The 23,903-nt window shown below is 57.3% G+C and carries 21 protein-coding genes; 15 read left to right on the plus strand and 6 right to left on the minus strand.

All coding sequences use genetic code 11. The features are described 5' to 3' along the window. The first annotated feature begins 162 nt into the window (after nucleotides 1-162). The 3 genes from LA5095_RS12760 (at nucleotide 163) to polA (ending at nucleotide 6,052) form a co-directional block, all read left to right on the plus strand. Nucleotides 163-693, plus strand: a complete 531-nt coding sequence (locus LA5095_RS12760; protein ID WP_173937330.1) for an FxsA family protein — start codon at nucleotides 163-165, stop codon at nucleotides 691-693. Nucleotides 694-809: 116 nt separating this feature from the next. Then, nucleotides 810-1,841 (plus strand): acyltransferase family protein, encoded by a 1,032-nt coding sequence (locus LA5095_RS12765; RefSeq protein WP_055115708.1) that lies wholly within the window; start codon nucleotides 810-812, stop codon nucleotides 1,839-1,841. Between the two features lie 1,235 nt (nucleotides 1,842-3,076). Beyond that, nucleotides 3,077-6,052, plus strand: coding sequence for a DNA polymerase I (gene polA, locus LA5095_RS12775; protein WP_055115375.1), 2,976 nt, complete (start codon nucleotides 3,077-3,079; stop codon nucleotides 6,050-6,052). Between the two features lie 23 nt (nucleotides 6,053-6,075). Here the strand turns inward: polA and LA5095_RS12780 are convergent, their stop codons facing one another. After that, nucleotides 6,076-7,149: a linear amide C-N hydrolase gene (locus LA5095_RS12780; RefSeq protein ID WP_055115376.1), complete on the minus strand. Its 1,074-nt coding sequence runs from the start codon at nucleotides 7,147-7,149 to the stop codon at nucleotides 6,076-6,078. Between the two features lie 81 nt (nucleotides 7,150-7,230). Between LA5095_RS12780 and LA5095_RS12785 the strand changes: the two genes are divergently transcribed. Continuing rightward, the gene (locus tag LA5095_RS12785) at nucleotides 7,231-8,022 is read left to right on the plus strand and encodes a LytTR family DNA-binding domain-containing protein (RefSeq protein ID WP_055115378.1); all 792 of its coding nucleotides are present in this window, start codon (nucleotides 7,231-7,233) and stop codon (nucleotides 8,020-8,022) included. Between the two features lie 16 nt (nucleotides 8,023-8,038). Here LA5095_RS12785 and LA5095_RS12790 read toward each other — a convergent pair whose 3' ends face one another. After that, nucleotides 8,039-8,860 carry a cyclase family protein gene (locus tag LA5095_RS12790; RefSeq protein WP_055115380.1) on the minus strand — a complete coding sequence of 274 codons (822 nt, stop codon included), beginning with the start codon at nucleotides 8,858-8,860 and terminating at the stop codon, nucleotides 8,039-8,041. A gap of 137 nt (nucleotides 8,861-8,997) precedes the next feature. Further along, nucleotides 8,998-9,906 (minus strand): LysR family transcriptional regulator, encoded by a 909-nt coding sequence (locus LA5095_RS12795; protein WP_055115382.1) that lies wholly within the window; start codon nucleotides 9,904-9,906, stop codon nucleotides 8,998-9,000. Between the two features lie 172 nt (nucleotides 9,907-10,078). Here LA5095_RS12795 and LA5095_RS12800 point away from each other — a divergent pair, with 172 nt between their 5' ends. From LA5095_RS12800 to LA5095_RS12840, 9 genes are all read left to right on the plus strand, one after another. Further along, entirely contained in the window at nucleotides 10,079-11,113 is a 1,035-nt protein-coding gene (locus tag LA5095_RS12800) for an L-histidine N(alpha)-methyltransferase (protein WP_108875751.1), read from the plus strand. Nucleotides 11,114-11,120: 7 nt separating this feature from the next. Then, complete coding sequence (locus tag LA5095_RS12805; RefSeq protein ID WP_055115386.1) at nucleotides 11,121-12,269, plus strand: MFS transporter; 1,149 nt, start codon at nucleotides 11,121-11,123, stop codon at nucleotides 12,267-12,269. 111 nt (nucleotides 12,270-12,380) lie between these two features. Further along, nucleotides 12,381-12,611 carry a hypothetical protein gene (locus LA5095_RS12810; RefSeq protein WP_055115388.1) on the plus strand — a complete coding sequence of 77 codons (231 nt, stop codon included), beginning with the start codon at nucleotides 12,381-12,383 and terminating at the stop codon, nucleotides 12,609-12,611. Nucleotides 12,612-12,780: 169 nt separating this feature from the next. Then, nucleotides 12,781-14,307, plus strand: a complete 1,527-nt coding sequence (locus LA5095_RS12815; RefSeq protein WP_055115390.1) for a YifB family Mg chelatase-like AAA ATPase — start codon at nucleotides 12,781-12,783, stop codon at nucleotides 14,305-14,307. Between the two features lie 119 nt (nucleotides 14,308-14,426). Next, nucleotides 14,427-15,410 (plus strand): ADP-ribosylglycohydrolase family protein, encoded by a 984-nt coding sequence (locus LA5095_RS12820; protein ID WP_055115392.1) that lies wholly within the window; start codon nucleotides 14,427-14,429, stop codon nucleotides 15,408-15,410. Nucleotides 15,411-15,527: 117 nt separating this feature from the next. Next, nucleotides 15,528-15,845: a heavy metal-binding domain-containing protein gene (locus tag LA5095_RS12825; RefSeq protein WP_055115394.1), complete on the plus strand. Its 318-nt coding sequence runs from the start codon at nucleotides 15,528-15,530 to the stop codon at nucleotides 15,843-15,845. An 8-nt stretch (nucleotides 15,846-15,853) separates the two neighbouring features. Further along, entirely contained in the window at nucleotides 15,854-16,456 is a 603-nt protein-coding gene (locus LA5095_RS12830) for a GNAT family N-acetyltransferase (RefSeq protein WP_055115396.1), read from the plus strand. Between the two features lie 108 nt (nucleotides 16,457-16,564). Beyond that, nucleotides 16,565-18,313, plus strand: a complete 1,749-nt coding sequence (locus tag LA5095_RS12835; protein ID WP_055115710.1) for a sigma-54-dependent Fis family transcriptional regulator — start codon at nucleotides 16,565-16,567, stop codon at nucleotides 18,311-18,313. A gap of 171 nt (nucleotides 18,314-18,484) precedes the next feature. After that, nucleotides 18,485-20,284, plus strand: a complete 1,800-nt coding sequence (locus tag LA5095_RS12840) for an NAD(P)/FAD-dependent oxidoreductase (RefSeq protein ID WP_055115398.1) — start codon at nucleotides 18,485-18,487, stop codon at nucleotides 20,282-20,284. Nucleotides 20,285-20,410: 126 nt separating this feature from the next. Here LA5095_RS12840 and cysK read toward each other — a convergent pair whose 3' ends face one another. From cysK to dut, 3 genes are all read right to left on the minus strand, one after another. Continuing rightward, nucleotides 20,411-21,370 carry a cysteine synthase A gene (cysK, locus tag LA5095_RS12845; protein ID WP_055115400.1) on the minus strand — a complete coding sequence of 320 codons (960 nt, stop codon included), beginning with the start codon at nucleotides 21,368-21,370 and terminating at the stop codon, nucleotides 20,411-20,413. Nucleotides 21,371-21,476: 106 nt separating this feature from the next. Continuing rightward, on the minus strand, nucleotides 21,477-22,136 hold the full coding sequence (locus tag LA5095_RS12850) for an HAD family hydrolase (RefSeq protein ID WP_055115402.1): 660 nt from the start codon (nucleotides 22,134-22,136) through the stop codon (nucleotides 21,477-21,479). A gap of 15 nt (nucleotides 22,137-22,151) precedes the next feature. Next, nucleotides 22,152-22,601, minus strand: a complete 450-nt coding sequence (gene dut, locus LA5095_RS12855; protein WP_055115712.1) for a dUTP diphosphatase — start codon at nucleotides 22,599-22,601, stop codon at nucleotides 22,152-22,154. A gap of 174 nt (nucleotides 22,602-22,775) precedes the next feature. On the opposite strand from dut, the gene LA5095_RS12860 reads away from it, so the two are divergent. Both LA5095_RS12860 and LA5095_RS12865 read left to right on the plus strand, forming a co-directional pair. Next, on the plus strand, nucleotides 22,776-23,195 hold the full coding sequence (locus LA5095_RS12860) for a hypothetical protein (RefSeq protein ID WP_051644919.1): 420 nt from the start codon (nucleotides 22,776-22,778) through the stop codon (nucleotides 23,193-23,195). 20 nt (nucleotides 23,196-23,215) lie between these two features. Beyond that, on the plus strand, nucleotides 23,216-23,797 hold the full coding sequence (locus tag LA5095_RS12865) for an OmpA family protein (protein ID WP_055115404.1): 582 nt from the start codon (nucleotides 23,216-23,218) through the stop codon (nucleotides 23,795-23,797). Nucleotides 23,798-23,903: the final 106 nt, after the last annotated feature.

Here is a 23,903-nt window from a genome sequence, read left to right on the forward strand (position 1 = left end):
GTCTGCTACCTACCTATTTAGGGGCTTCTTGAACCAGCATCCAGACCCGGGGGCAAGTCTGAAATTTTTGCAATGATTATCTTTCCTGCGCGCGCCTGCTCGCATTTTTGTGAGCGAATGTCTAGGTTATATCCAAATAACTTATCAGACCATGGAGGTCCCGTGGGACTTTATATCATTGCCGCCATCATTTTGCTGCCCCTGATTGAGATTGCTGTCTTTATCTGGGTGGGTGGTCTGATTGGCGTATTGCCGACAATTCTGCTGACAATCATCACTGCTCTTGCCGGCACGGTCATGCTGCGCCAGCAGGGACTGTCGTTGCTCACCCGCATGCAGAGCGAACTGGACGCCGGTCGCGCCCCCGGAAGCGAGGTCATGCAAGGCGCGATGATCGTTCTTGCCAGTATTTTCCTTCTGATTCCGGGGTTTGTAACCGACGCAATCGGTTTGCTTTTGTTCATCCCTCCGGTGCGGCAGGCGCTTGCAAACTTCATCATTGCCCGCTCCAACGTCGTGATCGTGCAGGGTGGCCAGACTGGACAGGGTGGCGGAAGACCCGACGATCATGTGGTCGATCTGGACCAGCAGGACTGGTCAGAGAAGCAGGATGGTTCGTCCGAGGGTTCGTCCGGCAGCGATCGGCCCAGAATCAGTCCGTGGCAGGATGGCTCGAATGACGCGAAGCCTTAACCCTGTTTGAAAGTCACTAAAACGTGACACCGGCTGTATGCGTAAAATTTACCAGTGCAGGTTAGGTCTGTGCCTTGGTCTGCGGTGAAAACCGCTTGGAACGGAAGGTGCAAACCATGGGTGCTGGGCGCGTTGACTGGGTCGATACGGCCAAGGGCATCTGCATCATCTTCGTCGTGATGATGCATTCGGTGCTGGGCGTTGAGGCCGCGGCCGGCGAAACCGGTTGGATGCATGTCGTCGTCGCCTTTGCGGCACCTTTCCGGATGCCGGACTTTTTCCTGATCTCCGGCCTGTTCCTGTCCAATGTCATCGCGCGTGACTGGAAACTCTATCTTGATCGCAAGGTCGTTCACTTCGCCTATTTTTACGTGCTCTGGATGACGATTCAGTTCGCGGTCAAGGCCCCGGTCTTCATGGGGGACATGGGCGCCATGGGAACTCTGGAGTTCTATCTCCTGAGCTTTGTTCAGCCCTTCGGCACCCTCTGGTTCATCTACATGCTGCCGGTCTTCTTCGTGGTCTGCAAGCTGGCCCATGACAACCGCATTCCCTGGCAGGTGATGCTGGCATTCGGCGCTGTTCTTCAGGTCGCACCGATCCATACCGGCTGGCTTCTTGTCGATGAATTCGCCTCGCGTTTCGTCTATTTCTATGCCGGTTACATCTTCGCACCACAGATCTTCAGGCTTGCCGCCTGGGCGCGTGAACGTATCGGCGTCAGCCTTGCCTATCTGGTCGGCTGGGGCCTGGTAAACGGCGGTCTGGTTTATTTCGGCTGGGCCCATCTGCCGGTTATCGCGCTTGCTCTCGGTGCGGCGGGTGCAGGTGCAATCATCCTGACCAGCGCGCTGATCGTCAACTCGGGCCAGCTCGGCCTCCTGCGCCATTTCGGCGCGAATTCCATCGTCATCTATCTGGCCTTCTTCTTCCCGATGGGCGTTACCCGCGTGATCCTTTTGAAACTTGGATTTCTTGACATCGGCACCGTTTCGCTGATCGTCACGATCGTTGCTTCCGTCAGTCCGATGATCCTGTTCTGGATGATTCGGAAAACAAACCTCGGCTGGTTCCTGTTCAAGCGACCCGAATGGGCCCATCTCACCGGGACCTTTGGCAGGAAAAGACAGCCGCAGGCTGCTGAGTAAGTCGAGGAAAAAGTACGTCTGAGGTTTTTTTGACCAGTAAAGTGAATCGGCCCTTTTACTTGCAAAGCAACTAATCAAATGATGCCAGTTTTTCACTGTTGTTGTTCGAGGGGCGGTGAATTTATTTCCGATGAAGGAAATAAGTTAAGTACAAGAACGCTGATATGCTTATAATTGTTCCTGTAATCGAGGCATATGCTAGCGGCAGTATGAGGAAGAGGGAACATGTGCAAAAAAGCCAAATGAATATGACAACTATCGCATGGAAGAACTTTTGATCAGTAATTTCCTGATCTAGAAAATAGTTGATGATTTTTTTAAAAACCGGGCTTGGTAAATCTTGCATCAATACACCTCAAAAATTCTTCTTCTTAAGATCCTTCTGAATAGTGCTGATTGCAATAATAATTCCTATTTCACCGTGTGCTACAAAAAGTTACGCCCAGAAGTGCAATCGCGATTGACTTCTCGCATCTAAAGATTCGGGTCAAAGCATAAGCCACGGACGGTGGAAAAATTATTCACAAATGTACGTGTAGCTATTTGAGGCGGGGGAAACCATCGAAACGTTTCGACAGATATATGAAAAGTGACACCCAAAGTGTGAAATAAATCAGCCGCACGAACTGAACAATTATTTCAATGCCTTCACGCAAAACAATCAGGCGGAAAAGCTGTTCTTGCACAATTAAGGTTAAACTGATGTATCCGGCAATTGCCACATACTTCCAAACTGGAAATTTGATCCAGTCCTTAATTTTCGTATCATATATTGAAAAAACCAGTGCTGACGAAATACAATATACAAGTATACAAAAAGATAAATCTTAAATTCTAACGAGGCTGATACTCGTTTCTTTTCGATGAACAAGAAAAATATAGTTACGAATACAAAAGGTAATAATGTAAACTGCAATAAGGAGTAATTTCCAGCTGAAAAAATACATGAAGAAATTTATGAAAAAAACTCGATTCAACCCTCAATCCTCTTGAGCACGATAGACGCAAAGGAAGGGAAAGAATGGAAAAATACTCTAGAAATCCGCGAAAGATAGAGCGTTGGCCTCTGCAGTTTGAAAGACTCAAGTCCTGATTTTCCGTAAGACGGCCTCATAATTCTGCTACGTTCGCCAGATCCGCCTTTGCTTTGCTACTTGCTGTACTAGAAATTCGAGGGTGGGCGATGTCGGCTGAGAGGGCGCACTTTTCCCTTTCCTCAGGCACGCGGTCCGGGCATGATCCGCGCCATGTCGACGCAAGATTCAATCCCCGCTCTCACCGCTGACGACCATCTCATTCTGGTCGACGGCTCCACTTTCATCTTCCGTGCCTACCATGCGCTGCCGCCATTGACGCGCAAGCCCGACGGACTGCCGGTCGGCGCGGTTTCCGGTTTCTGCAACATGCTCTGGAAGCTGCTGCAGGAAGGCCTGACGCCGGAAGAAGGGGATGAGCCGACCCACTTCGCGGTGATTTTCGATCATTCCTCCAAAACGTTCCGGAACACAATCTATCCGGAATACAAGGCGAACCGTCCGGATCCGCCCGAGGATCTGGTGCCGCAATTCGGACTGATCCGTGAGGCGACCCGTGCCTTTTCGGTCCCCTGTGTCGAGCAGGAAGGGTTCGAGGCCGATGACCTGATCGCAACCTATGCCCGCCAGGCGGCGGAACAGGGTGCGAAAGTGACGATCGTTTCGGGCGACAAGGACCTGATGCAGCTGATCGGTCCGAAAGTCGGGATGATCGACACGATGAAGAACAAGGTCTTCGGCGAACCGGAAGTTTTTGAGAAATTCGGCGTCGGTCCGGACAAGGTCATCGAAGTGCAGTCGCTCGCCGGCGACAGCGTTGACAATGTCCCCGGCGTTCCGGGTATCGGCCTGAAGACGGCAGCCCTCCTGATCAACGAGTTCGGGGATCTTGAAACGCTGCTTGCCCAGGCTGAAACCATCAAGCAGAACAAGCGCCGGGAAAACCTGATCGAATTCGCTGATCAGGCGCGTGTTTCAAGGGAACTTGTGACGTTGAAGCAGGACGTTCCGGTCGAGATTCCCGTCGCGAGCCTGACGGTGACAGATGTCGACGGTGCGAAGGCGGTCGGGTTTCTGAAGGCCATGGGTTTTAGCACGCTCACCAAGCGTGTCGCTGAAGAGACCGGCGCCGAAGTTGACGCCGTTGAACCAGCCGATTTCCAGGTGCCGGGTTGGGATGTGCCCGATCACAAGGGCCGCATGGCCGAGCGCACGGAAACCGCGTCCGGTGCGGCCGCGGCTGCCGGTGAGGGCGCCGGCACCGAAGGCATGATGGTACCGCAGACCGTCGCCGAGGCGCGCGCTGAAACCATCAGGGCGATTGCGATTGACTCAAGCGCCTATGAAACCGTCACAAGCGTCGAGCGGTTGCAGGAATGGTGCGACGCTGCCATCGAAAAGGGCTATGTCGCCTTCGACACCGAAACCACGTCGCTTGATGCCATGCAGGCCGATCTCGTCGGGCTGTCGCTGTCGACCGAACCGGGACAGGCCTGCTACGTGCCACTCGCCCATGTCGATGGTGAAGGCGACCTTCTGGGTGGCGGCGGTTTGCTTGCCGATCAGATTCCGCTCAAGGATGCCATGGAAGTCCTGAAGCCGATGCTGGAAGACCGCTCGGTTCTGAAAATCGCGCAGAACCTCAAGTACGACTGGCTGGTGATGACCCGCTACGGCATCGATATCGCCCCTTATGACGATACGATGCTGCTGTCCTACACGGTCGACGCGGGCAAGGGCGGCAACGGCATGGACGAGCTTTCCGAACGCTGGCTCGGCCACAAACCGATCCCCTTCAAGGAAGTCTGCGGTTCCGGTAAATCGATGATCACTTTCGACAAGGTGGCGATCGACAAGGCGACGGCCTATGCCGCCGAGGATGCGGATGTCACCCTGCGGCTGTGGCAGATCCTGAAACCGCGTCTTGCCAGCGACCATATGGCAACCGTCTACGAAACCCTGGAACGGCCGATGGTGCCGGTTCTGGCGCGCATGGAAAAGCGCGGCATTTCCGTTGACAGGCAGATGCTGTCACGGCTTTCCGGTGATTTTGCCCAAGGCATGGCCGGACTGGAATCTGAGATCTACGAACTGGCGGGTGAAACCTTCAATATCGGATCACCCAAGCAGCTGGGTGAAATTCTGTTCGGCAAGATGGGCATTCCCGGCGGCAAGAAAACCAAGACCGGCGCCTGGTCAACCTCGGCCCAGGTGCTGGAGGACCTGGCCGCGGAAGGTCATGAACTGCCGTCGAAAATCGTCGCATGGCGTCAACTTTCCAAGCTGAAGTCGACCTATTCCGATGCGCTTCCCGGCTACATCAATCCCGAGACAGGCAGGGTTCATACCTCTTATGCGCTCGCCGCGACGACGACGGGCCGCCTGTCCTCCTCCGAGCCGAACCTGCAGAACATTCCGGTCAGGACGGAAGCGGGCCGCAAGATCCGGCAGGCCTTCATCGCGGAAAAGGGTCACAAGCTCGTTAGCGCCGATTACAGCCAGATCGAGCTGCGCGTGCTCGCTCACATGGCCGATATACCGCAGCTGAAGAAAGCATTCGAGGATGGGCTGGACATTCATGCCATGACGGCAAGCGAAATGTTCGGAACGCCGATCGAGGGCATGGACCCCATGGTCCGCCGTCAGGCCAAGGCGATCAATTTCGGCATTATCTACGGCATTTCCGCGTTCGGGCTTGCCAATCAGCTCGGCATCTCGCGCGGAGAGGCCGGCGATTACATCAAGACCTATTTCGAACGCTTCCCGGGCATCAAGGACTATATGGAGACCATCAAGAAACAGGTTCATGCGGATGGCTTCGTCACCACGATATTCGGACGCAAGGCCCATTACCCCGAGGTGAATACAAAGAACCCCAACCATCGTGCGTTCTATGAACGGGCAGCGATCAACGCTCCGATCCAGGGCTCCGCCGCCGACATACTCCGTCGCGCCATGGTGCGCATGGAGGAGCGGCTCTCGGACGCGAAGCTGGACGCGCAGATGCTGTTGCAGGTTCACGACGAACTTATCTTCGAAGTGCCGGATGCCCAGGTCGACGCAACACTGCCCGTCATCCGGGACGTCATGGAAAACGCCTGTGATCCGGCCCTGAAACTGACGGTCCCGCTGCAGGTCGACGCCCGCGCCGCCGGCAACTGGGACGAGGCGCATTAGGTCAGTTCCCGCGCGAGATCTGGTCAGTTCCTGCAGGCAATTGAGTCGAGCAGTCCCGCCGACAGGTTTGCCACAATCTCGGGCTTGCCGAGATGGGCGGTGCTTTTCATTGAAAGCAGGACGTCGCTCATGCTGTCGGTCAGCTCCGCGCGCTCGATCGGGGAAAGGTCGGTCGACGAAAAGGTGTCCCGGCCTGATCTCAGGCTGACACCAAGCGGCCGCTCGAGACAGGTGAAATCCAGGAGTGCTAGATCGAGGCGGAGCATCTCCCCGCCATTCGCAAGGCGCAAATTGACATGCAGTGAGGCCGGATCGAAGACGATCTGCCAGCGTGTCGACGGATTGGCCAGATCCTCCAGAACGTTGAAGGCCTGCGCGGACGTGAAGATGGAGTTCGTCTGGGTGACTGCTGCTGCGCGCCTGAACCGGTCGAGACTCCCCGCACTCTCCGGTGTGCTGTTCGTACCAACGGACGTCCGGATATGCTGAAGCGCTTTTTCATAGGTCGTGTTTGTCAGTGCCGGGACTGGAACGTCATTGCCCCTGTGCACGGTGAGTCCGGTTGCTGTTGGCGTCACAATAGCGGCGGATCCACTCGCATCGAACAGGAAATAGTGAATGGGAACAAGACCCTGAACAGTAATCAAGTTCAGTTGTGACAAGGCCTCTTCGACCGAGGCCGATGTGTCGAGAAGTCTTTGGATGAATTCCAGTTCGGAAACGACCGGAGCGCCGCTGTTCCCCGAATAGACAGCTTCGCTGTTCCACATGAGCGTGATGACGAGGCCTTTGGTGTTCATCCCGGCCGCCGGCATGCCGGGTCCGATCTGATTGACGGTGACACTGCCGAAACGTGAAACCCAGCGGGCCGCTGTTCCGTCCATGGCGGAGCGCTTTGAGGCGTCCGGCGGGTTGATCAGCACAAATCCAGCATCCGTTGCTTCAAAATCGAAATTGTAGGCAAGGAGAGGGTTTGTTTGATTTGTGAACGCCACCGTCGAGCAGGCGATTGCTGCAGAAACGGAAAAAAACGTAAAGACACAGATACCCAGACGCAGGGCAGATGGCCAGTTGTGAAACGATCGGATGCCTCGCATGGTTTCCTCGCGGCAGATGGATTAAACTGAGGAGACCATGAGTGTCATAAACACCTGTCAATCCAAGGAGTGTTTCGCCAGGTGCAGAAATATTTCGCCAAGAACACTGCCGCAATCCGTTTTCTGCATGCGGGTGTCGCGCCATTCAGTTCAAGAAACGGACTTGCCCTTCTGGCAGCGTTGTCGGTTCTTGCTGGCGTGATCGGCCCCTTCGGGACTTACGCCGACCTTCCGATCATGACCCGATTGGTCTACTGGACGGTCATGGTGCTTGGCACGGCATCGGTCGGACACGCCGCGGCAACGTCCCTTGAACGGCTTTTCGGCAGAACCCGTTGGCCGGCATTGGTTCAACAGGGGATGATTTCCATCCTCGTCGCCGTTCCCGTCAGCCTGAGTGTCGTGTTGATCAGCACGGGGCTTGGATTTGGTAGTTTCAGCGGAAACATGGTGTCGCTCTATCTGCAATGCGCCGCGGTCACGGGGTTTGTCATGATTGTGAGCAACCTGCTGCCGTCGGCGGTTAAATCTGAACCGGCGTCTTCGCTGCCGGAAGTCCCGGCACTGCTCGTGAAGTTGCCCTTGGCGAAACGTGGCCGAATTCTGCGACTGAGGGCTCAGGATCATTATGTCGAAGTCGTCACGGAAAGCGGCAGCACGCTTTTGGCGATGCGGTTCAGGGATGCCATTGCTCAGGCAGCTCCCGAACCCGGTCTGCAAATTCACCGTTCGCACTGGGTCGCGCTGCATGCGGTGGCCGGGCGTTGCCGAATGGACAAGCGCTCCGGCCTCCGCCTTTCAGACGGAAGTATTGTTCCCGTTGGCAGGTCCTTTCAAGCGGCGGTCAAAAGGGTCGTTTCAACCGGATCCTGAACGGAGCCCTTCTGGCTCAGACCATCGCCATGACCCGGGACGGGCCGCCAGTCCCACCGCGGAATTTCGGAGCACCGACGATGAGGGTTGCGCCGCTGGCCGGGAGCAAGTCGAGATTGGCGATGCACTCGATACCCCAGCGGTTGCTGGGTAACCAGGCATAGTGAACGGCAAAATCCTGGGATTTGCCGTAGTCGAGCGATAGCGTATCGACGGCCATACCGACAACATTTGCGTCTTCCATCAGCATTTGCGCTGCTTCCAGATGAAATCCGGGGAAGTGCATGACGCCGTCCGCGTCGGCATTGCGGAACTTGTCCGTCGGCACCTGAACACCCCAGCCGGAGTTCATGGCGACACAGGCCCCTTCGGGGATGTCGCCATTGGCGGCAATCCAGGCCTTGAGGTCGTCCGGCGTCACTTGCGCATCCGCACTCTCCGTGGCCTTTGACTTGATGTCGACAATGCACAGCGGGGCCACCAGCTTTTCGACCGGGATTTCGGCGACCGATTGCCCGTCTTCAGAGAAGTGCAACGGCGCGTCCATATGAGTGCCGGTATGCTCATTGATGCTCAAGTTATAGAGATTGAAACCGTTTTTGGCGAAGTCGAAGATCTTCTCCTTGAAGAACTGCTGATCGCCGCCATAGGTCGGAAAGGTCTCGTAGAGCTCGTGGGTCATGTCCGTGACCTTTGAGGGAGCCTGCGCCATTGCCGGCATTGCACCACTCGCTGCGACGGACGCCGCAACACCGGCACCAACCGCTGTTGCCTTGAAAAAATCCCGCCGCGACAGCATTCGGTTCTTCACGGAATTGATGACGCATAAATCACACATGACAGCTCCTTCCAACGTTTACCCGCAAGAATGCTGCCCTGTGCCCCGTAAAAATACCAGTCAAAAAATACGGGCCTTCAGACCGTGATCTGGATCATGCTTGAAAGGAAGCGCCGGTATTGCCACCTGTGCGGGCTTCACACGACCCGCAAATCAGGCTGGTTCTTGCCGGCGAGCGCGGAGCGGGGCGCAATGGCGTTCTTGAGCAGTTCGCTGAGGTGTTCTTCCAGATAATCGACGATCGGCGACTGTGCCTTGGACGGCGTATAAATCGCCAGTTGCGTGGCGGGAAGCGCAGGAAAACCGTCCTGTTCCTTGAGCAGCGTGAAGCCTTCCTGAATTGCTCCGGACGGCAGACAGCAGATACCGGCACCGGAAGTCACGGCCACCTGGGCGGCGGCGACACTCGTCGTCGTGATCCGTTCGTACCATTGGCGTCCGGCACTGGCGAGTGCGCGAAAAGTGAGTTCACGGAACGGACAGGGTTCCGGAAAGAGGATCAGCGGCAGTGGATCGCTCAGGGAGCAGTCTTCGCTGACGGCCCAGTGAAGCTGCTCCTCGACAACGCCCGCGGGTTCCGGTTTTGCCGGTGTGACCAGCGCGATGGCAAGGTTGATCTCGTTGTTGGAGAGCATGTCGTGCAATGTGGCACTGTCGGCGACCGTCATCTCAAGTTTGACGTTGGGATGAATGCGGACAAAATTGCAGAAGATCGACTGAAGCTGCCCGGTTGCGAACCATTCCGGCAAGCCGACATGAACGGTTCCTGTGAGTTCGGGAGCTGACAGCCTCAACCGGGCTTCTTCGTGCGATTTCAGTATTTCCGTCGCGTGCTGAAAAAGAATTCGACCCGCCGGCGTCAGGTTCATCGTGCGCGCGGTCCGCTCGATCAATGGTTTGCCGACCCGCTCTTCCAGACGTCGGAGTTGGGTGCTTACGCAAGGCTGGGTGCGGTTCAGCTTGCTGCCGGCATGGGTCACGTTGCCGGCTTCCGCTACAGCAACGAAGGCTTCCAGCAATTCGATATTAAAACGGCCGATGGTCATTGTCTGTCATCCCGCCTTAACGCCGGCCGGCAGACACCCGCCAGCCTCTTTTCTTGGACAAGTCCGTGACCGGGAGCATAACGTTCTATTATGAGGTTCTTCAATTATAAATTTTATATATGGGGCAATATCACGTAATCCGGGAATTCCTCTTGTCAAAACGGGTATCGCCATGACTCTCGCGTTTACAGTCGACCAGCCAGATCTTGAAATTGAGGTATCGCCCGCGGGCTCTTTGCAATCCAGAGTGCACCGGGCCATCGCATCCCACACGGAATTCAGTCTCGACCGCATCGTTACGCAGGACAATCGGGTCAAATACACCAACAAGGGCCGGGACCTTGAGACGACGGGGCATCTGGATGAGGTGTTCCGGTTGATGCGCGAGCTGAACGAGACCGGCGTGGGTTCCGACACGCTGGGGCGCCTGCAGGCCGATGGCCAATCCTTCAAGGATGCTCTCAGTCGGAGTTGCGCGCAGATTGCCTCGGAATTCGGTGACAAGCCGCTGATCTATGTCGAATTGGGGCCCGAGCCGGTGAAAACAGGTTTTATCCTGAAAACACTCCAGAAGCTTGGCGTTGTAATTGAGCGGTACATTGCCGTTGATATCAATCCGATGTCGGTTGCTCACATGCGGACTGCTCTCGAAGAGGCGTTGCCCGGAGTACCCCTGCAGTTCGTGACCTGTTCATTCGATGAGTTCCGCCTGAGCGAGGTGGTCGAAGACAACGCGCCGCCGGCTGTCATTACCATGCTGGGATTTCAGGAAGGCAACGACGACCCTTTTGTTGTCAACGAATGGCTCCGGGACATTGCCAGACCCGGCGATCTGCTCTTGTCGGAGAGCCAGCTCTACACGAAACACTTCACCGAAAAGATACCCTACTTCTATGCCCATCCGGCAATGCAGCGGTTTTCCAGAATTGCCTTCGAGCAGTCGGTTGATCGCGCTCTTCCGACGCTGAACCGGTTCTTTCTCCTGCCCGTGCCGTTTCAGGAGAATGAAACGACGCATGTCGCCATATTGGGAGAGGAATTTTCAAGTACAATCAATGGAAGAAACTTGCACGTGTCCAACTTCTGCCTGAAACTCACTCTTGAACAATATCGCCTCTACAGGGAGCATGGCGGATTTTTCAGGATTACCGGCGAGACCTTTACCGATGACGAGACACTTCACTTCCAGCTCTCCCGCCGGGCATGAAAATGGGATGAAAACCCGCGGCCTTACGGTTGCGGGGCTGGCGATCGTCGCGGCGACCTATGGCCTGGCCAGGTACTGCTTCGGCTTGTTTCTTCCCGAGTTCCGCCAGGAATTCAATCTGTCGACTGAAACCATCGGCCTCATTGCAGGGCTGTCCTATGCCGGCTACCTCATGGCAACCTTTCTCGGGTCCGGCCTGTCGACCCTGTTCGGCCCGAGATTGCCAATTATGCTTGGCGGTCTGGCCGCCGCGTCCGGAATGGCGACGATCGCCGTGGCCCCGGATGCCGTGACACTCGCCTTCGGCGTGTTTCTTGCCGGCACGAGTCCGGGACTGGCATATCCGCCGTTTTCCGACGTGATTGTCAGGCACACCGAACCAAGCCGCCAGAACACAATTTATGCCTGGATCAATTCCGGTACGGGGTTCGGCGTCGCCTTTGCCGGCCCGCTGGCATTGTTTGCCGGCGAGGACTGGCGCCTGGCATGGCTCCTGTTCGCGGGTCTGGCACTCGCGATAACGATTTGCAATTTCTGGACGCTGCCGCGGCACAGTCCGAGGATCGCCAATGCCCGCGCGGCAATTTCCCCGCGTTTTCTTTTGCAGAGCGCTGCCAGGCCGCTCTTTGTTGCCGCATTCCTGTTCGGCATATTCTCCGCGGTCTACTGGACATATGCCGTTGAGCTCCTGTGGGAGCTTTCCGGCAATTCGAGGGACGCCATCGTTTTCTGGATTGTTCTTGGCATGGCAGGCGTTACCGGCTGTTTCGCGGGAGGTTTGGTGAATCGCTGGGGGCTGCGACAGACGTATCGGGTCCTGGCGCTGATCGTCGGCGCTGCCGTTGCAACCTTGCCGTTCCTGATCGGCGTCCGGCACGGGATTTACTTTTCTGCCGCGTTTTTCGGATCCGGTTTTATCGTGATGACGGCCCTCTTCGGAATGTGGAGCATGCGGATTTTCAGGGACGCTCCCTCGATCGGGTTCGGACTGACCTTTTTCCTGATTTCCCTCGGCCAGGGTGTGGGCCCTGTAGCCGGCGGGTTCGCAATACCCCTGCTGGGTCACTCGATGCTGTTCGTCGTGTCGGGCCTGATGTGCTGCGCTCTTGCGTTGATCAGGCCCAGAGAACGAGAAGTTGCAGTCGGGAACGCATAACACCGAATTATGGTGGCGTAGGCCCACATAACTGCAATGTGCTGGTCTTTGCGGAAAATAGCGGGCAACATGCTGGCACGCTATGATTGTAAAAACTGATGTGACGCGCCCATGATCGTTCCCAAGACGTCGAATGATGATTTGCTGCTGGATGCCGAACTTTGCCGCGCAATGTTCGAGAAGGATCCGGACAAGATGATTGAGCTTGTTTCGGAGTGGCTGGAGTCGAATGGCCTGACCACAAGTGAGGATTTTCAGGTACCGCAATATCTGGAGCAGGTTCTCGCAGGTGCCGGCGGATATCCCGGTACCGGTCGCACATTACGTATTTACGCTTCCTGAGAAACGGAAATATCTGCGCATTTTGTGCAACATCATGTGCTCGGTTTGTTGCCGAACGGTTGACCGTATCCTCGGGCGGCGGTCAAACGGGGCTCGTTCTATATTTGTTCTTGATTCTCCCGCATTCCTGTGTTTCGCTCAAACCACATCTCAGGGTAGAGGGCAGGGTATGGTCAGCCGGGTAACAACGGTCGCTTTTCAGGGTATCGATGCTGTCCCGGTCGACGTGCAGGTGCATGTCGGCCCCGGCATGGTCGCGTTCACGATCGTCGGTCTGCCGGACAAGGCGGTTGCCGAAAGCCGCGAGCGCGTCAGGGCGGCGCTGTCCGCCTCCGGGCTCGCCCTGCCTGCCAAACGCGTAACGGTCAATCTTGCACCCGCCGACCTGCCGAAGGAAGGCTCGCACTACGATCTGCCGATCGCACTTGGCGTGATGGCGGCGATTGGTGCCATACCGGGCGAATATCTGGATGGATATGCGGTTCTGGGCGAGCTCGGCCTTGATGGCACACTGGCGCCGGTCGCCGGTGTCCTTCCCGCCGCGATGGGTGCGAACGGCCTTGGAAAGGGGCTGATCTGCCCCGAAGCGAGTGGCGGCGAGGCGGCCTGGGCGGATCCGGAAATGGATATTCTTGCCCCCCGCTCCCTGATCCAGCTTGCCAATCATTTCAAGGGAACGCAGATGCTCTCGCGTCCCGCTGCCAGGCTTCAGGGCAACCCCGCAGCCTTGCCGGATCTTGCCGAAGTCAAGGGACAGGAGACGGCCCGGCGTGCACTGGAAATCGCGGCCGCCGGTGGACACAACCTGCTGATGACGGGACCGCCGGGATCCGGAAAATCGATGCTGGCAAGCCGCCTGCCGTCCATCCTGCCGCCGCTCACCCCGCGCGAGCTGCTCGAAGTCTCGATGATCGCCTCGCTTGCCGGCGAGCTGGCTGAAGGCAAGTTGACCGACCGGCGGCCGTTCCGTTCTCCACATCACTCCGCGTCCATGGCGGCCCTCATCGGCGGTGGATTGCGGGCCAGGCCCGGCGAGGTATCTCTATCGCACAACGGGGTGTTGTTCCTCGACGAACTGCCGGAATTCAACCCGCAGGTGCTCGACAGCCTGCGCCAGCCCCTGGAGACGGGAGAGGCGGTGATCGCACGCGCCAATCACCGGGTGACCTATCCCGCGCGCATCCAGTTGGTGGCGGCAATGAATCCCTGCCGTTGCGGTCATGCAGGAGAGCCGGGACATGTGTGTCGCCGGGGTGAGCGCTGCGTCACGGAATACCAGACCCGTGTTTCCGGACCGTTTCTTGACCGGATCGACCTCCGGATCGAGGTTCCTGCGGTCACCGCGGCTGATCTGATCGGCCCGGCCGAAGCCGAACCGTCCGCGGCCGTCGCTGCCCGCGTTGCCGAAGCGCGCCGCATCCAGGAAAAACGGTTTTTCGATCTGGGTGTTGCCTGCCGGACAAATGCCCAGGCACCTGCCTCGGTTGTCGAGACCATGGCGCAGCCGGATGAGCTGGGCCTGGCATTCTTGCGAGATGCCGCTGAAAAGCTCCAGCTGAGTGCACGCGGTTATCACCGCGTCCTGAAGCTGGCGCGCACGCTCGCTGATCTTGACGGCAAGGACATGGTTGGTCGCATACACCTGGCGGAGGCATTGAGTTATCGCGGCCGGGACGCTTCGCGGCGGGCAGCTTGAGGAAGCGCGGCACCACATTCCTTCAATCGGGGTATCTTGCCGAACGGCATGTCCGGACGGAGGCGGCAAGCCCTGGATCTTCTGGTCTCGAGAGGCACCAGTAGACGGAGGAAAGGCAATTGCTGATCATTTCCAATGAAATGATGGATCGCGCGTATGGCTGCCTGTTTGGGCAGCTCGCAGGCGATTCTCTCGGCTCGCTCGTTGAATTCAAGGATGCGCTGGAAATCGCAGACCTTTATCCTTGCGGCGTGAGGGATCTGAAGGATGGCGGTACCTGGAACCTGTTGGCAGGTCAGCCGACTGACGATAGCGAAATGGCCTTGGCGCTCGCGCGCGCAATTGCGGCAAGGCAAGGGTTTGAAGAAAGCAGCGTCGCGGAAGCCTACATTCGCTGGTGGAAGTCTGAACCCTTCGATATTGGAATAACGACTTCAAGCGGGCTCTCTGCATTGTCGATCGGGCAATCGGCAAAATCAGATAGTCAGTCCAATGGCGCACTCATGCGCGTCAGCCCGGTTGGAATATATGCAGCTGGCAATCCGGCGCTCGCGGCCAAAGTTGCAGCGCGCGATGCAGCGCTAACACACCCGCACCCAATTTGCCAATCCGCCAGTTCTGCCTATGCAGCTGCAATTGCGAGCGGAATTGGAGGCGATGATCCGGCAACGATGTGGCAGACAGCCTGGGATTACGCGCATCACAGCCCGGAAACGGCACAAGGATCGAAAGCTGTCCGCGAACGTCTGATTTTGGCGAAATCCGAACCTCCCTATGAATTCTACGATCAGATGGGTTGGGTTCTCACGGCGTTGCAGAATGCCTTCTTTCATCTGCTTTCAAACAAGTCTCTGGAAGAAGCAGTGATCTGGACGGTTGGGAGTGGAGGTGACACCGATACAAATGCAGCTGTCTGTGGTGCATTGCTTGGCGCAGCTCAGGGTGGATCAGCAGTTCCCGATCGATGGTGCGATACGATAGCGGCTTGTCGGCCAACAATCGAATCTGGTGCAGCCCACCCCCGACCGCCGGAATATTGGCCAACGGATGCTGGGAAACTGACCGAAGCTCTCCTGCTGGTTTCATTGCAGACAAGCTCCTAGGAATCGACCAGGAAGGATGCGGAAAATTGTCGAAGTTTTATCGGCAATCCAATTTCCTTGCATTGCCAGACGCTTCCCCCCATGTCTCACCGTGTTATTGTTGCAAGGAGATAGCGTATGCTGGTGACCACCACGAACACCGTCCAGGGCAAGGAACTGGATTACAAGGGACTGGTAACGGGTGAGGCAATTCTTGGTGCCAACCTGTTCAAGGATCTGTTCGCCGGTATCCGGGATATCGTCGGCGGACGTTCGGGTGCCTATGAGGAAGAGCTTGCCAAGGCACGCGAGATAGCCGTCAACGAAATGTGCCAGCAGGCCCAGGCAATGGGCGCGAACGCGGTTATCGGTGTCGATCTCGACTATGAGACTGTTGGTCAGAACGGTTCGATGCTGATGGTCAGCGCAACCGGCACGGCAGTCTGGATCCGGTAGGCGTCAAAATGGTCGCCGGTTTCACCGTGCAATCAGGTTTTCCGGAAGATCAGCGATCGATTGCTGCCTCACTCTTCTGGTCGGCGTTTCGCGGAAAACTGGAAAAGGTCATGGGACCGGAACCGAAAGCGCTCGGTTTTCTGGAAAGCGTGCTGGATCCGGCTTATGCCCTGAGTGCTGTTGCAACGGACGGCACCTTGCTGGGTCTTGCGGGCTACAAGACGGAAGAAGGCTCTTTTGCCGGCGGGTCGCTGGGCGATCTGTGTACCGCTTATGGGCGTTTCGGCGGAGTTTGGCGCGGTCTTCTGCTGAATATCCTGGAGCGGGATACGGAACCGGGACTGCTGTTGATGGACGGCATCTTCGTAAGTGAGCACGCGCAAGGACGGGGCATCGGCAGCGCGCTTTTGAAAGCCATCATCCAGAAAGCCGCGGACGAGGGATTGAAACGCGTCAGGCTCGATGTCATCGACACGAATGATAGAGCGAGAGCGCTCTATGAGCGCATGGGATTCGAGGCCGTTTCGAAAGAAGAAACAGGTCCGTTCAAACATGTGTTTGGATTTGCCGCTGCAACACGCATGGAAACAATCATCCCGCACAACAACTGACCATGTCGCAGGCCTTCTTTCATCAACTGAAGGGACGGCACTTTCGCACATGTTGTGCCCGGGCAAGCACTCGCGCTATCGTGTGACGCTATGCCGAGGGAGGATGGCATGCGCGATACCGAACATGTCAGCGAAATCGACCGGGTCCTGAAAGGACAGGAGACCGGCAGGGATGAACTTGTGTCCGAAAGTTGGCGGCGCTGCGTCCAGACCTACGGCATGGACCCGACGCGACCGGAACCGGCCCATATCGTTACGGAGCAGCAGCTCAGGGAACATCAGGAGCAATCGGAGCGGTTGATCGCAACCGCCCGCTCGGGCCTGCGAACCCTTTTCAAGCAGGTTGCGGGACAAAACTACGTGCTTCTTCTGGCAGATGCCAAGGGCATCTGTGTCGACTTCTTCGGCGATCCCCGGTTTGAGGAAGACCTGCGCAGGGCCGGATTGTACCTCGGCTCCGACTGGTCCGAAGACCTGGCGGGCACTTGCGGGGTCGGGTCCTGCATCGTGACCGGCGAGGCGGTGACCATACACCAGGGCGATCATTTCGGATTGTCCCACACACCGCTTTCTTGCACGTCGGCGCCGATCTTCGATACGGGCGGAAACCTGGCCGCCGTCCTGGATGTGTCTCTCCTGCGCTCACCAAGTCCCAAGTCGACGCAGAACCTTGCGATGAACCTTGTCAAGGCATCAGCGCGCCGCGTTGAAATGGCCAATCTCATGGCAATGACACGCAGGGAGTGGGTCCTGCGGTTTTCCACGTCTGCAGAATTTCTGGAAGTTGATCCCGAAGCAGCTGTCGCGCTTGACGACAGCGGTCACATCACGGGCATGACCCATGGGGCGCTGGAATGTCTCGCCCCGTCAGGTGCTGCCGAATTGATAGGAACCAGAATAGACCAGCACATGGACCTGAATATTGATGATCTGCCGGACCTCATGCGGGGCAGGCCTCCCGAAGAACGTGTTCTGCGCCTGCGAGACGGGCGTGGCCTTTATGGGCACGCGATCGCTCCCCAGTCGGCGCGTGTCTCTCGTCCGCAGGCCATTGGCGCCCTGTCCGGACCCTTGCGAAATTTTGGCGGCCCGGACCCTGCGCTCGCCCAGATCGCCGCCAAGGTGGACCGGCTGGCACCGACCCAGGTTCCTCTCCTGCTGGTAGGCGAAACCGGCACGGGCAAGGAATACCTTGCAAGGGCGGTTCATGTCCTCGGACCATCAAACCGCGCCTTTCACACTTTGTGTTGCTCCGCGCTCCGGAAGGAAAAGGTCGACGGGATCGCGGAGGGCGGAGCGGGAACGCTGTTCCTGCGTGGCATTGAGGATCTGGATGATGAAGGACAGGCCCTCATCCTCGCATTACTCGAAACACGAAATGATCTGCGGATCATAGCCTCGGCGCGCCGGGAGGCTGCTGATAGCGGCACTTTCGAGGCGATCAGACCCGAGCTTTACTTCAGGTTGGCGGGGTCGGTCATCTCCATTCCACCGCTCCGGCACCGCAAGGATTTTGACTGGCTTGTCGATCGGCTGCTTCGACGCTCTCCGAAGGATGTTCGGCTGTCACCGGCAGCCCGGGCTGAACTCGGCAGCCGGCAATGGCCCGGAAACATCCGGGAACTTGCAACGGCATTGGAAATTGCAATGGCTCTTGTGGAGGGGTCGGTTATCGACCTTCCGGATCTGCCGCCGCCTTCCGGCTCAATTCATTCGAAAACCGACCCGGATGACGATCTTGAGGCGTTGCTCGATGCCTGCAGCTGGAACATGTCATTGGTCGCCAGACGGCTCGGGGTCAATCGGTCAACCATTCTGCGCCGAATGCGCAAGGCTGGACTATCTGGCAAACGCTGATCGGGCCGGTCGCAAACACATTCCGGATCGTATCCCTGTGTTGCACGGTGTTGCGCGCGCAACAGGAATGGACATTTCTTCGGCTTTACTTATTCAATCGGCGTCGCAGAGATAGCGAAACTGCTGTCTCTTCTGCAATTCTCCCAGACAGGATTACATGGGAGGAATAGAATGCTCGACACACCCTTGGTTCATCAGACCGAAACCTTTCTCAAGTCATTCGGAAAGGCACTGCAAGACAATAATGTAGACGAAGCCGTGAACATGTTTCAGGACGATTGCTACTGGCGGGATCTTGTAGCCTTCACCTGGAACATCAAGACCGTTGAAGGCAAGGATCAGGTCAGGGACATGCTGACGCGGCAGCTGGCAACGATCGCGCCAGCCAACTGGACGATTGCGGAGGGTGAAGTACCAACCGAGGAAGGTGGTGTTGTAACGGCCTGGATCCAGTTTGAAACGAAGCAGGCCCGATGCTTCGGCCTGATCCGACTGAAGGACAACAAGATCTGGACCTTGTTGACCACCATGGTCGAGATCAAGGGCCATGAGGAGCCAAAAGGCTTTCAGCGGCCCCTCGGCGCCAAACATGGCGCCGGCAAGAACAGGCCGACCTGGAAAGAGGAGCGCGAACGGGAAAATGCCGAATTGGGCTACACGGAACAGCCCTATTGCGTGATCATCGGTGGCGGTCAGGGCGGGATCGCACTCGGCGCCAGGCTGCGACAACTGGGTGTTCCAACCATCATAGTCGAGAAAAATGAGCGGCCAGGAGACAGCTGGCGAAACCGCTACAAGTCTCTCTGTCTTCACGATCCGGTCTGGTACGACCACCTGCCCTACATCAAGTTTCCGGAAAACTGGCCGGTCTTCAGCCCGAAGGACAAGATCGGCGACTGGCTCGAAATGTACACCAGGGTCATGGAGCTGAACTACTGGACCAGGTCGATCGCCAAATCGGCAAGCTATGATGAGGCAACCGGGGAATGGACAATTGTTGTCGACCGGGACGGCGAGGAAGTCACCTTGCGCCCAAAACAGCTGGTGATGGCGACAGGCATGTCGGGCAAGGCGAACGTTCCGGCTTTTCCGGGCATGGAAAAATTCAGGGGCGACCAGCATCATTCCTCAAAACATCCCGGACCGGATGCGTATCGCGGCAAGAAAGCCGTTGTCGTCGGCTCGAACAATTCCGCGCACGACATCTGCGCGGCGCTCTGGGAAAACGACGTCGACGTCACGATGGTCCAGCGTTCGTCGACACACATCGTCCGCTCTGACACGCTGATGGACGTGGGACTTGGGGCGCTTTATTCCGAGGAAGCCGTCCGGTCCGGAATGACGACAGAAAAGGCGGATCTGATCTTTGCATCCCTGCCCTATCGCATTCTCCACGAATTCCAGATACCGGCTTACGCGGAGATGAAAAAGCGGGATGCGGATTTCTACGACGGGCTTGAAAAGGCCGGGTTCTGGCTGGACTGGGGCGACGATGAAAGCGGTCTCTTCATGAAATATCTGCGCCGTGGATCCGGCTACTACATCGACATCGGTGCCAGCCAGCTCATAATTGACGGTGAAATAAAGCTGAAGCGGGGCCAGGTCACCGAAATTGTTGAAGACGGAGTGATCCTCGACGACGGCACCAGGCTGGAAGCGGATGTCATTGTCTATGCCACCGGCTACGGCTCGATGAATGGTTGGGTCGCCGATCTCATGGACCAGGATACGGCGGACAAGGTCGGCAAGGTCTGGGGGTTGGGGTCGGACACGACCAAGGATCCCGGACCCTGGGAAGGCGAACAGCGCAACATGTGGAAGCCGACCCAGCAGGACGCTCTCTGGTTCCACGGGGGCAATCTGCACCAGTCACGTCACTACTCCCAGTTTCTCTCCCTGCAGCTGAAAGCACGCATGGAAGGCCTCGAGACGCCGGTTTATGGACTGCAGGACGTCCATCACCTTTCGTGACGTCCTCAAACCGTATCTTGGCGTAATCAATGGCAAAAACGGGGACGAAGGTCCCCGTTTACATATGGTCCTCATGACGGCGGGAAAAGCGCGATGGTTACTCTCCGTCGGTCGCAACAGTCATCATTAGAGACCTTCAAACAAGGCTGTCGACAAATAGCGTTCCGCAAAGGACGGAATGATAACGACAATGGACTTTCCCTCCATGCCGTCTCGCTGGCCAACCCGGATGGCGGCAGTCAGCGCCGCCCCGGAGGATATGCCGACGGGCAAACCTTCCATCTTTGCGACTTCCCGGGCCATGGCAAAGGCATCTTCGTTGGAGACCGTAGCGACTTCGTCATAGACCCCGGTGTCCAGAACGCCGGGTACAAAGCCCGCGCCGATGCCCTGGATTTTGTGGGGCCCGGGCTCGCCACCGGACAGGATCGGGCTGTCCGTCGGCTCGACGGCGACCACATGCATGTCCGGTTTCCGCTGTTTCAGAACCTGGGAAACACCTGTGATCGTGCCTCCTGTGCCTATTCCGGACACGAAGACGTCGATAGCGCCGTCGGTATCGTTCCAGATCTCCTCCGCTGTCGTGTTGCGATGGATTTCAGGATTTGCCGGATTTTCAAACTGTTGCGGTATCACCGCCCCGTCGATCTCGTTGACGAGTTCCTCGGCGCGTGCAATAGCGCCCTTCATGCCCTTGGCACCATCGGTCAGCTCCAGTTCGGCGCCGAGGATCTTGAGCATCTTCCGACGCTCGACAGACATTGTTTCGGGCATGACCAGGATGAGGCGATAGCCCTTTGCCGCTGCAACGAAGGCAAGCGCGATGCCGGTATTGCCGGAGGTCGGTTCTACCAGCGTAGACTTTCCCGGTGCAATGCGACCATCCCGTTCCATTGCCTCGATCATGGCGACGCCGATCCGGTCCTTGACACTGGCGATGGGGTTGAAGAATTCAAGCTTGGCAAGCAGGCTGCCCTTTACACCATGGGCCTTGGCCAGACGGTCCAACCGCACGATCGGCGTATCGCCAATGGTTTCGGTAATCGAAGCATAGATCTTTCCGCGACCGCTGGTTTTCATCGTCATGGCACTTCTCCCTGGCTTGACCGACCTCTTAGATGGTGTCCGTCCTAATAGGTTTTAAAGGACCCGTCATCCCTGGAGGCGAGAAACCCCTTGTTCCGCCACCTTTTCACGCGCCGGAAACAAGTAGGCCGGGCAGGTCCGACATGCGTTCGAACAGGATGGCACCGGCCTCGCGCAATGCGTCGCGGTCACAGACCGGATCATCGACATAGGCATAGACGCGCATTCCTGCAGCGTTCGCAGCCATCACGCCCGGGAGGCTGTCTTCGACGACAACGCATGTCTCGGGCGTGTGTCCCATGGACCTTGCCGCCAGCAAGAATATGTCGGGTGCCGGTTTTCCTTTCGCGCAATCCTGCGCGGAATAGAGCTTGTCTTTCAGGCGCTCCAGAAGGCCAGCACTGCCGAGCGTCGAGTGCATTTTCTCGTATTTGCCCGATGAACCGACACAATATGGAATTCCGCGCTGGTCGAGCATGTCCATGACTTTCGCGACCCCCGGCACTTGAGAAACGCCAGATTTGAAACTCTCAAGGTCACGGGCGCGAAGCTGAACCAGCCAATCGGAAGGAAGCTTCCGGCCAAGCTCCTGTTCAACCGTCTCCTGTACCGCTTCCAGTGTCCGCCCCATGAAGCGCTTCTGGCATTCCGGACCGGTCATCGGACAACCGTATTCGGTCAAGAGTGCGGCCATGGTCCGGTTTGTCAGGCGTTCGGTATCCACCAGAACACCGTCACAGTCGAAAATGACCAGATGTGGTGTCATTGGAATGGCTGTTCCTCAATTGCGGCCGGTCGAACCGAAACCACCCACACCACGCTCGGTGTCGGACAGGACCGCGACTTCGGTGATCTCGGCCTGAAGCACCGGAGCGATTACCATCTGTGCGATTCGCTCTCCGCGCGTAATCTCGAAAGGAGCATCTCCCAGATTGATCAGGATAACCTTGACCTCGCCACGATAATCCGCGTCGATCGTGCCTGGTGTGTTGAGGACCGTAACGCCGTGTTTGGCCGCGAGACCGGACCGTGGACGAACCTGGGCTTCGAATCCGGCCGGCAGCGCCATGGAAAGACCGGTTGGTACCAGTGCACGTTGTCCCGGGGCGAGAATCACGGGGTCGTCGACTGCTGCGAGAAGGTCGAGACCGGCTGCCAGTTCCGACTGGTAGGCGGGCAGGGGCAGGTCCTTGCCATGTTCGAGGCGTTTCAGTTGCAGGGTCGCGTGCATTCTTTTGTCCAGAGTTGGAAGGCCAATCGCTGCGTGATATTCGGCACCTCCTGTCAAGATTGGCAAGGGTGTTTTTTTGTTTCGCAGAAAATTCAGCTAACGCCTTGAAGTTTAGAGAATCTCCTGAAACACTCTGCCCCGAAGTAATGTTGCCTTGGTTGGGAGATTTGCAACATGAGACGTTTGATTTTCGCATTCACGACAGGTGTTTTGTTGGCAACCGCCCCGGCGGCATTTGCGCAGACGGTGGGGTTCGCCGAGGCGATCAAGATCCTGTCTGCAAGTTGCGGCAAGGACATTAACGCATACTGCAAGACCGCGACGCTGGCCAACAATGGTATCGGCAAGTGCCTGGACCAGAACCAGGCCAAGGTCTCCCAGAAGTGCAACGCGGACCGTGCCGTGGTCGCTACCCTCATTCAGGAGCGGCTCGCGGCACAGGCAGCCGCGCCCAAGATCTGTCAGCGTGACGCCGCGCAATACTGCAAAGGCGTCAAGCCCGGTGCCGGACACGTTCTGCGTTGCCTCCTGAAGGCACAGCCTTCTGTCGGCAAAAAATGTAACACCGCCATCGATCTGGCTGGATACCGCTAAGAAATCCCGGGAGAAAATTTATGAAGAAGATCCTTTTCGCCGGTATCTCGGCTGCTCTGCTTGCTGTCTCCGTTTCCGGTGCCGCCGCCCAGACGAAGCTCAACCGGAACGAAATCATCAACTCGCTTCAGGGCGCCCAGCAGAAGGTCGATGTCAGCGCCGACGAGCTGCAGAAGGCTGCCTTTGAGAACATCCAGAAATATCCTGGAGCCAACTCGCCCGGAAATCTGCCGTTGTGGGACAAGCTTGCGTCTTTGCGTCAGTTCAACGTGGAAATCACCTTCGACCTGAATTCGGCGCGCATTCGTCCGGAGTCCTATGAAACGGTCGGCGTGATCGCAGATGCACTGCATACGCCCTATCTGCAGGGTCAGACCTTCTTCATTGTCGGGCACACCGATGCGACCGGTCCGCGTGACTACAATCTGGAACTCTCCATCAAGCGCGCGCAGTCGGTCCGCGAAGCACTCGTGACCACGTTCCAGGTTCCGGGGAAATATCTGCAGGCCGTCGGCCTTGGCGAAGAGCAGCTGAGAGATCCGTCCAAACCGGATTCCGGCATCAATCGCCGTGTTCAATTGATCAACGTCGGCTACCGCTAAACCCGGTTTCCGCGCGATTCATGACCGCTCCCGGACATTTGGGAGCGGTTTTTCTTTGCGATTGTTCCTGAATCGGGAACAGGCCTTCTTCAAAAACGAACCTTCC

The organism is Roseibium album, assembly GCF_001404515.1.
GTDB lineage: Bacteria > Pseudomonadota > Alphaproteobacteria > Rhizobiales > Stappiaceae > Roseibium > Roseibium album.

Excerpts from the sequence above, each read along its gene's own strand:
- LA5095_RS12765 (WP_055115708.1), top strand. The coding sequence starts at position 810 with ATGGGTGCTGGGCGCGTTGACTGGGTCGATACGGCCAAGGGCATCTGC.
- polA (WP_055115375.1), top strand. The coding sequence starts at position 3,077 with ATGATCCGCGCCATGTCGACGCAAGATTCAATCCCCGCTCTCACCGCT.
- LA5095_RS12780 (WP_055115376.1), bottom strand. The coding sequence starts at position 7,149 with ATGCGAGGCATCCGATCGTTTCACAACTGGCCATCTGCCCTGCGTCTG.
- LA5095_RS12790 (WP_055115380.1), bottom strand. The coding sequence starts at position 8,860 with ATGTGTGATTTATGCGTCATCAATTCCGTGAAGAACCGAATGCTGTCG.
- LA5095_RS12795 (WP_055115382.1), bottom strand. The coding sequence starts at position 9,906 with ATGACCATCGGCCGTTTTAATATCGAATTGCTGGAAGCCTTCGTTGCT.
- LA5095_RS12800 (WP_108875751.1), top strand. The coding sequence starts at position 10,079 with ATGACTCTCGCGTTTACAGTCGACCAGCCAGATCTTGAAATTGAGGTA.
- LA5095_RS12805 (WP_055115386.1), top strand. The coding sequence starts at position 11,121 with ATGAAAACCCGCGGCCTTACGGTTGCGGGGCTGGCGATCGTCGCGGCG.
- LA5095_RS12810 (WP_055115388.1), top strand. The coding sequence starts at position 12,381 with ATGATCGTTCCCAAGACGTCGAATGATGATTTGCTGCTGGATGCCGAA.
- LA5095_RS12815 (WP_055115390.1), top strand. The coding sequence starts at position 12,781 with ATGGTCAGCCGGGTAACAACGGTCGCTTTTCAGGGTATCGATGCTGTC.
- LA5095_RS12825 (WP_055115394.1), top strand. The coding sequence starts at position 15,528 with ATGCTGGTGACCACCACGAACACCGTCCAGGGCAAGGAACTGGATTAC.
- LA5095_RS12830 (WP_055115396.1), top strand. The coding sequence starts at position 15,854 with ATGGTCGCCGGTTTCACCGTGCAATCAGGTTTTCCGGAAGATCAGCGA.
- LA5095_RS12835 (WP_055115710.1), top strand. The coding sequence starts at position 16,565 with ATGCGCGATACCGAACATGTCAGCGAAATCGACCGGGTCCTGAAAGGA.
- LA5095_RS12840 (WP_055115398.1), top strand. The coding sequence starts at position 18,485 with ATGCTCGACACACCCTTGGTTCATCAGACCGAAACCTTTCTCAAGTCA.
- cysK (WP_055115400.1), bottom strand. The coding sequence starts at position 21,370 with ATGACGATGAAAACCAGCGGTCGCGGAAAGATCTATGCTTCGATTACC.
- LA5095_RS12850 (WP_055115402.1), bottom strand. The coding sequence starts at position 22,136 with ATGACACCACATCTGGTCATTTTCGACTGTGACGGTGTTCTGGTGGAT.
- dut (WP_055115712.1), bottom strand. The coding sequence starts at position 22,601 with ATGCACGCGACCCTGCAACTGAAACGCCTCGAACATGGCAAGGACCTG.
- LA5095_RS12860 (WP_051644919.1), top strand. The coding sequence starts at position 22,776 with ATGAGACGTTTGATTTTCGCATTCACGACAGGTGTTTTGTTGGCAACC.
- LA5095_RS12865 (WP_055115404.1), top strand. The coding sequence starts at position 23,216 with ATGAAGAAGATCCTTTTCGCCGGTATCTCGGCTGCTCTGCTTGCTGTC.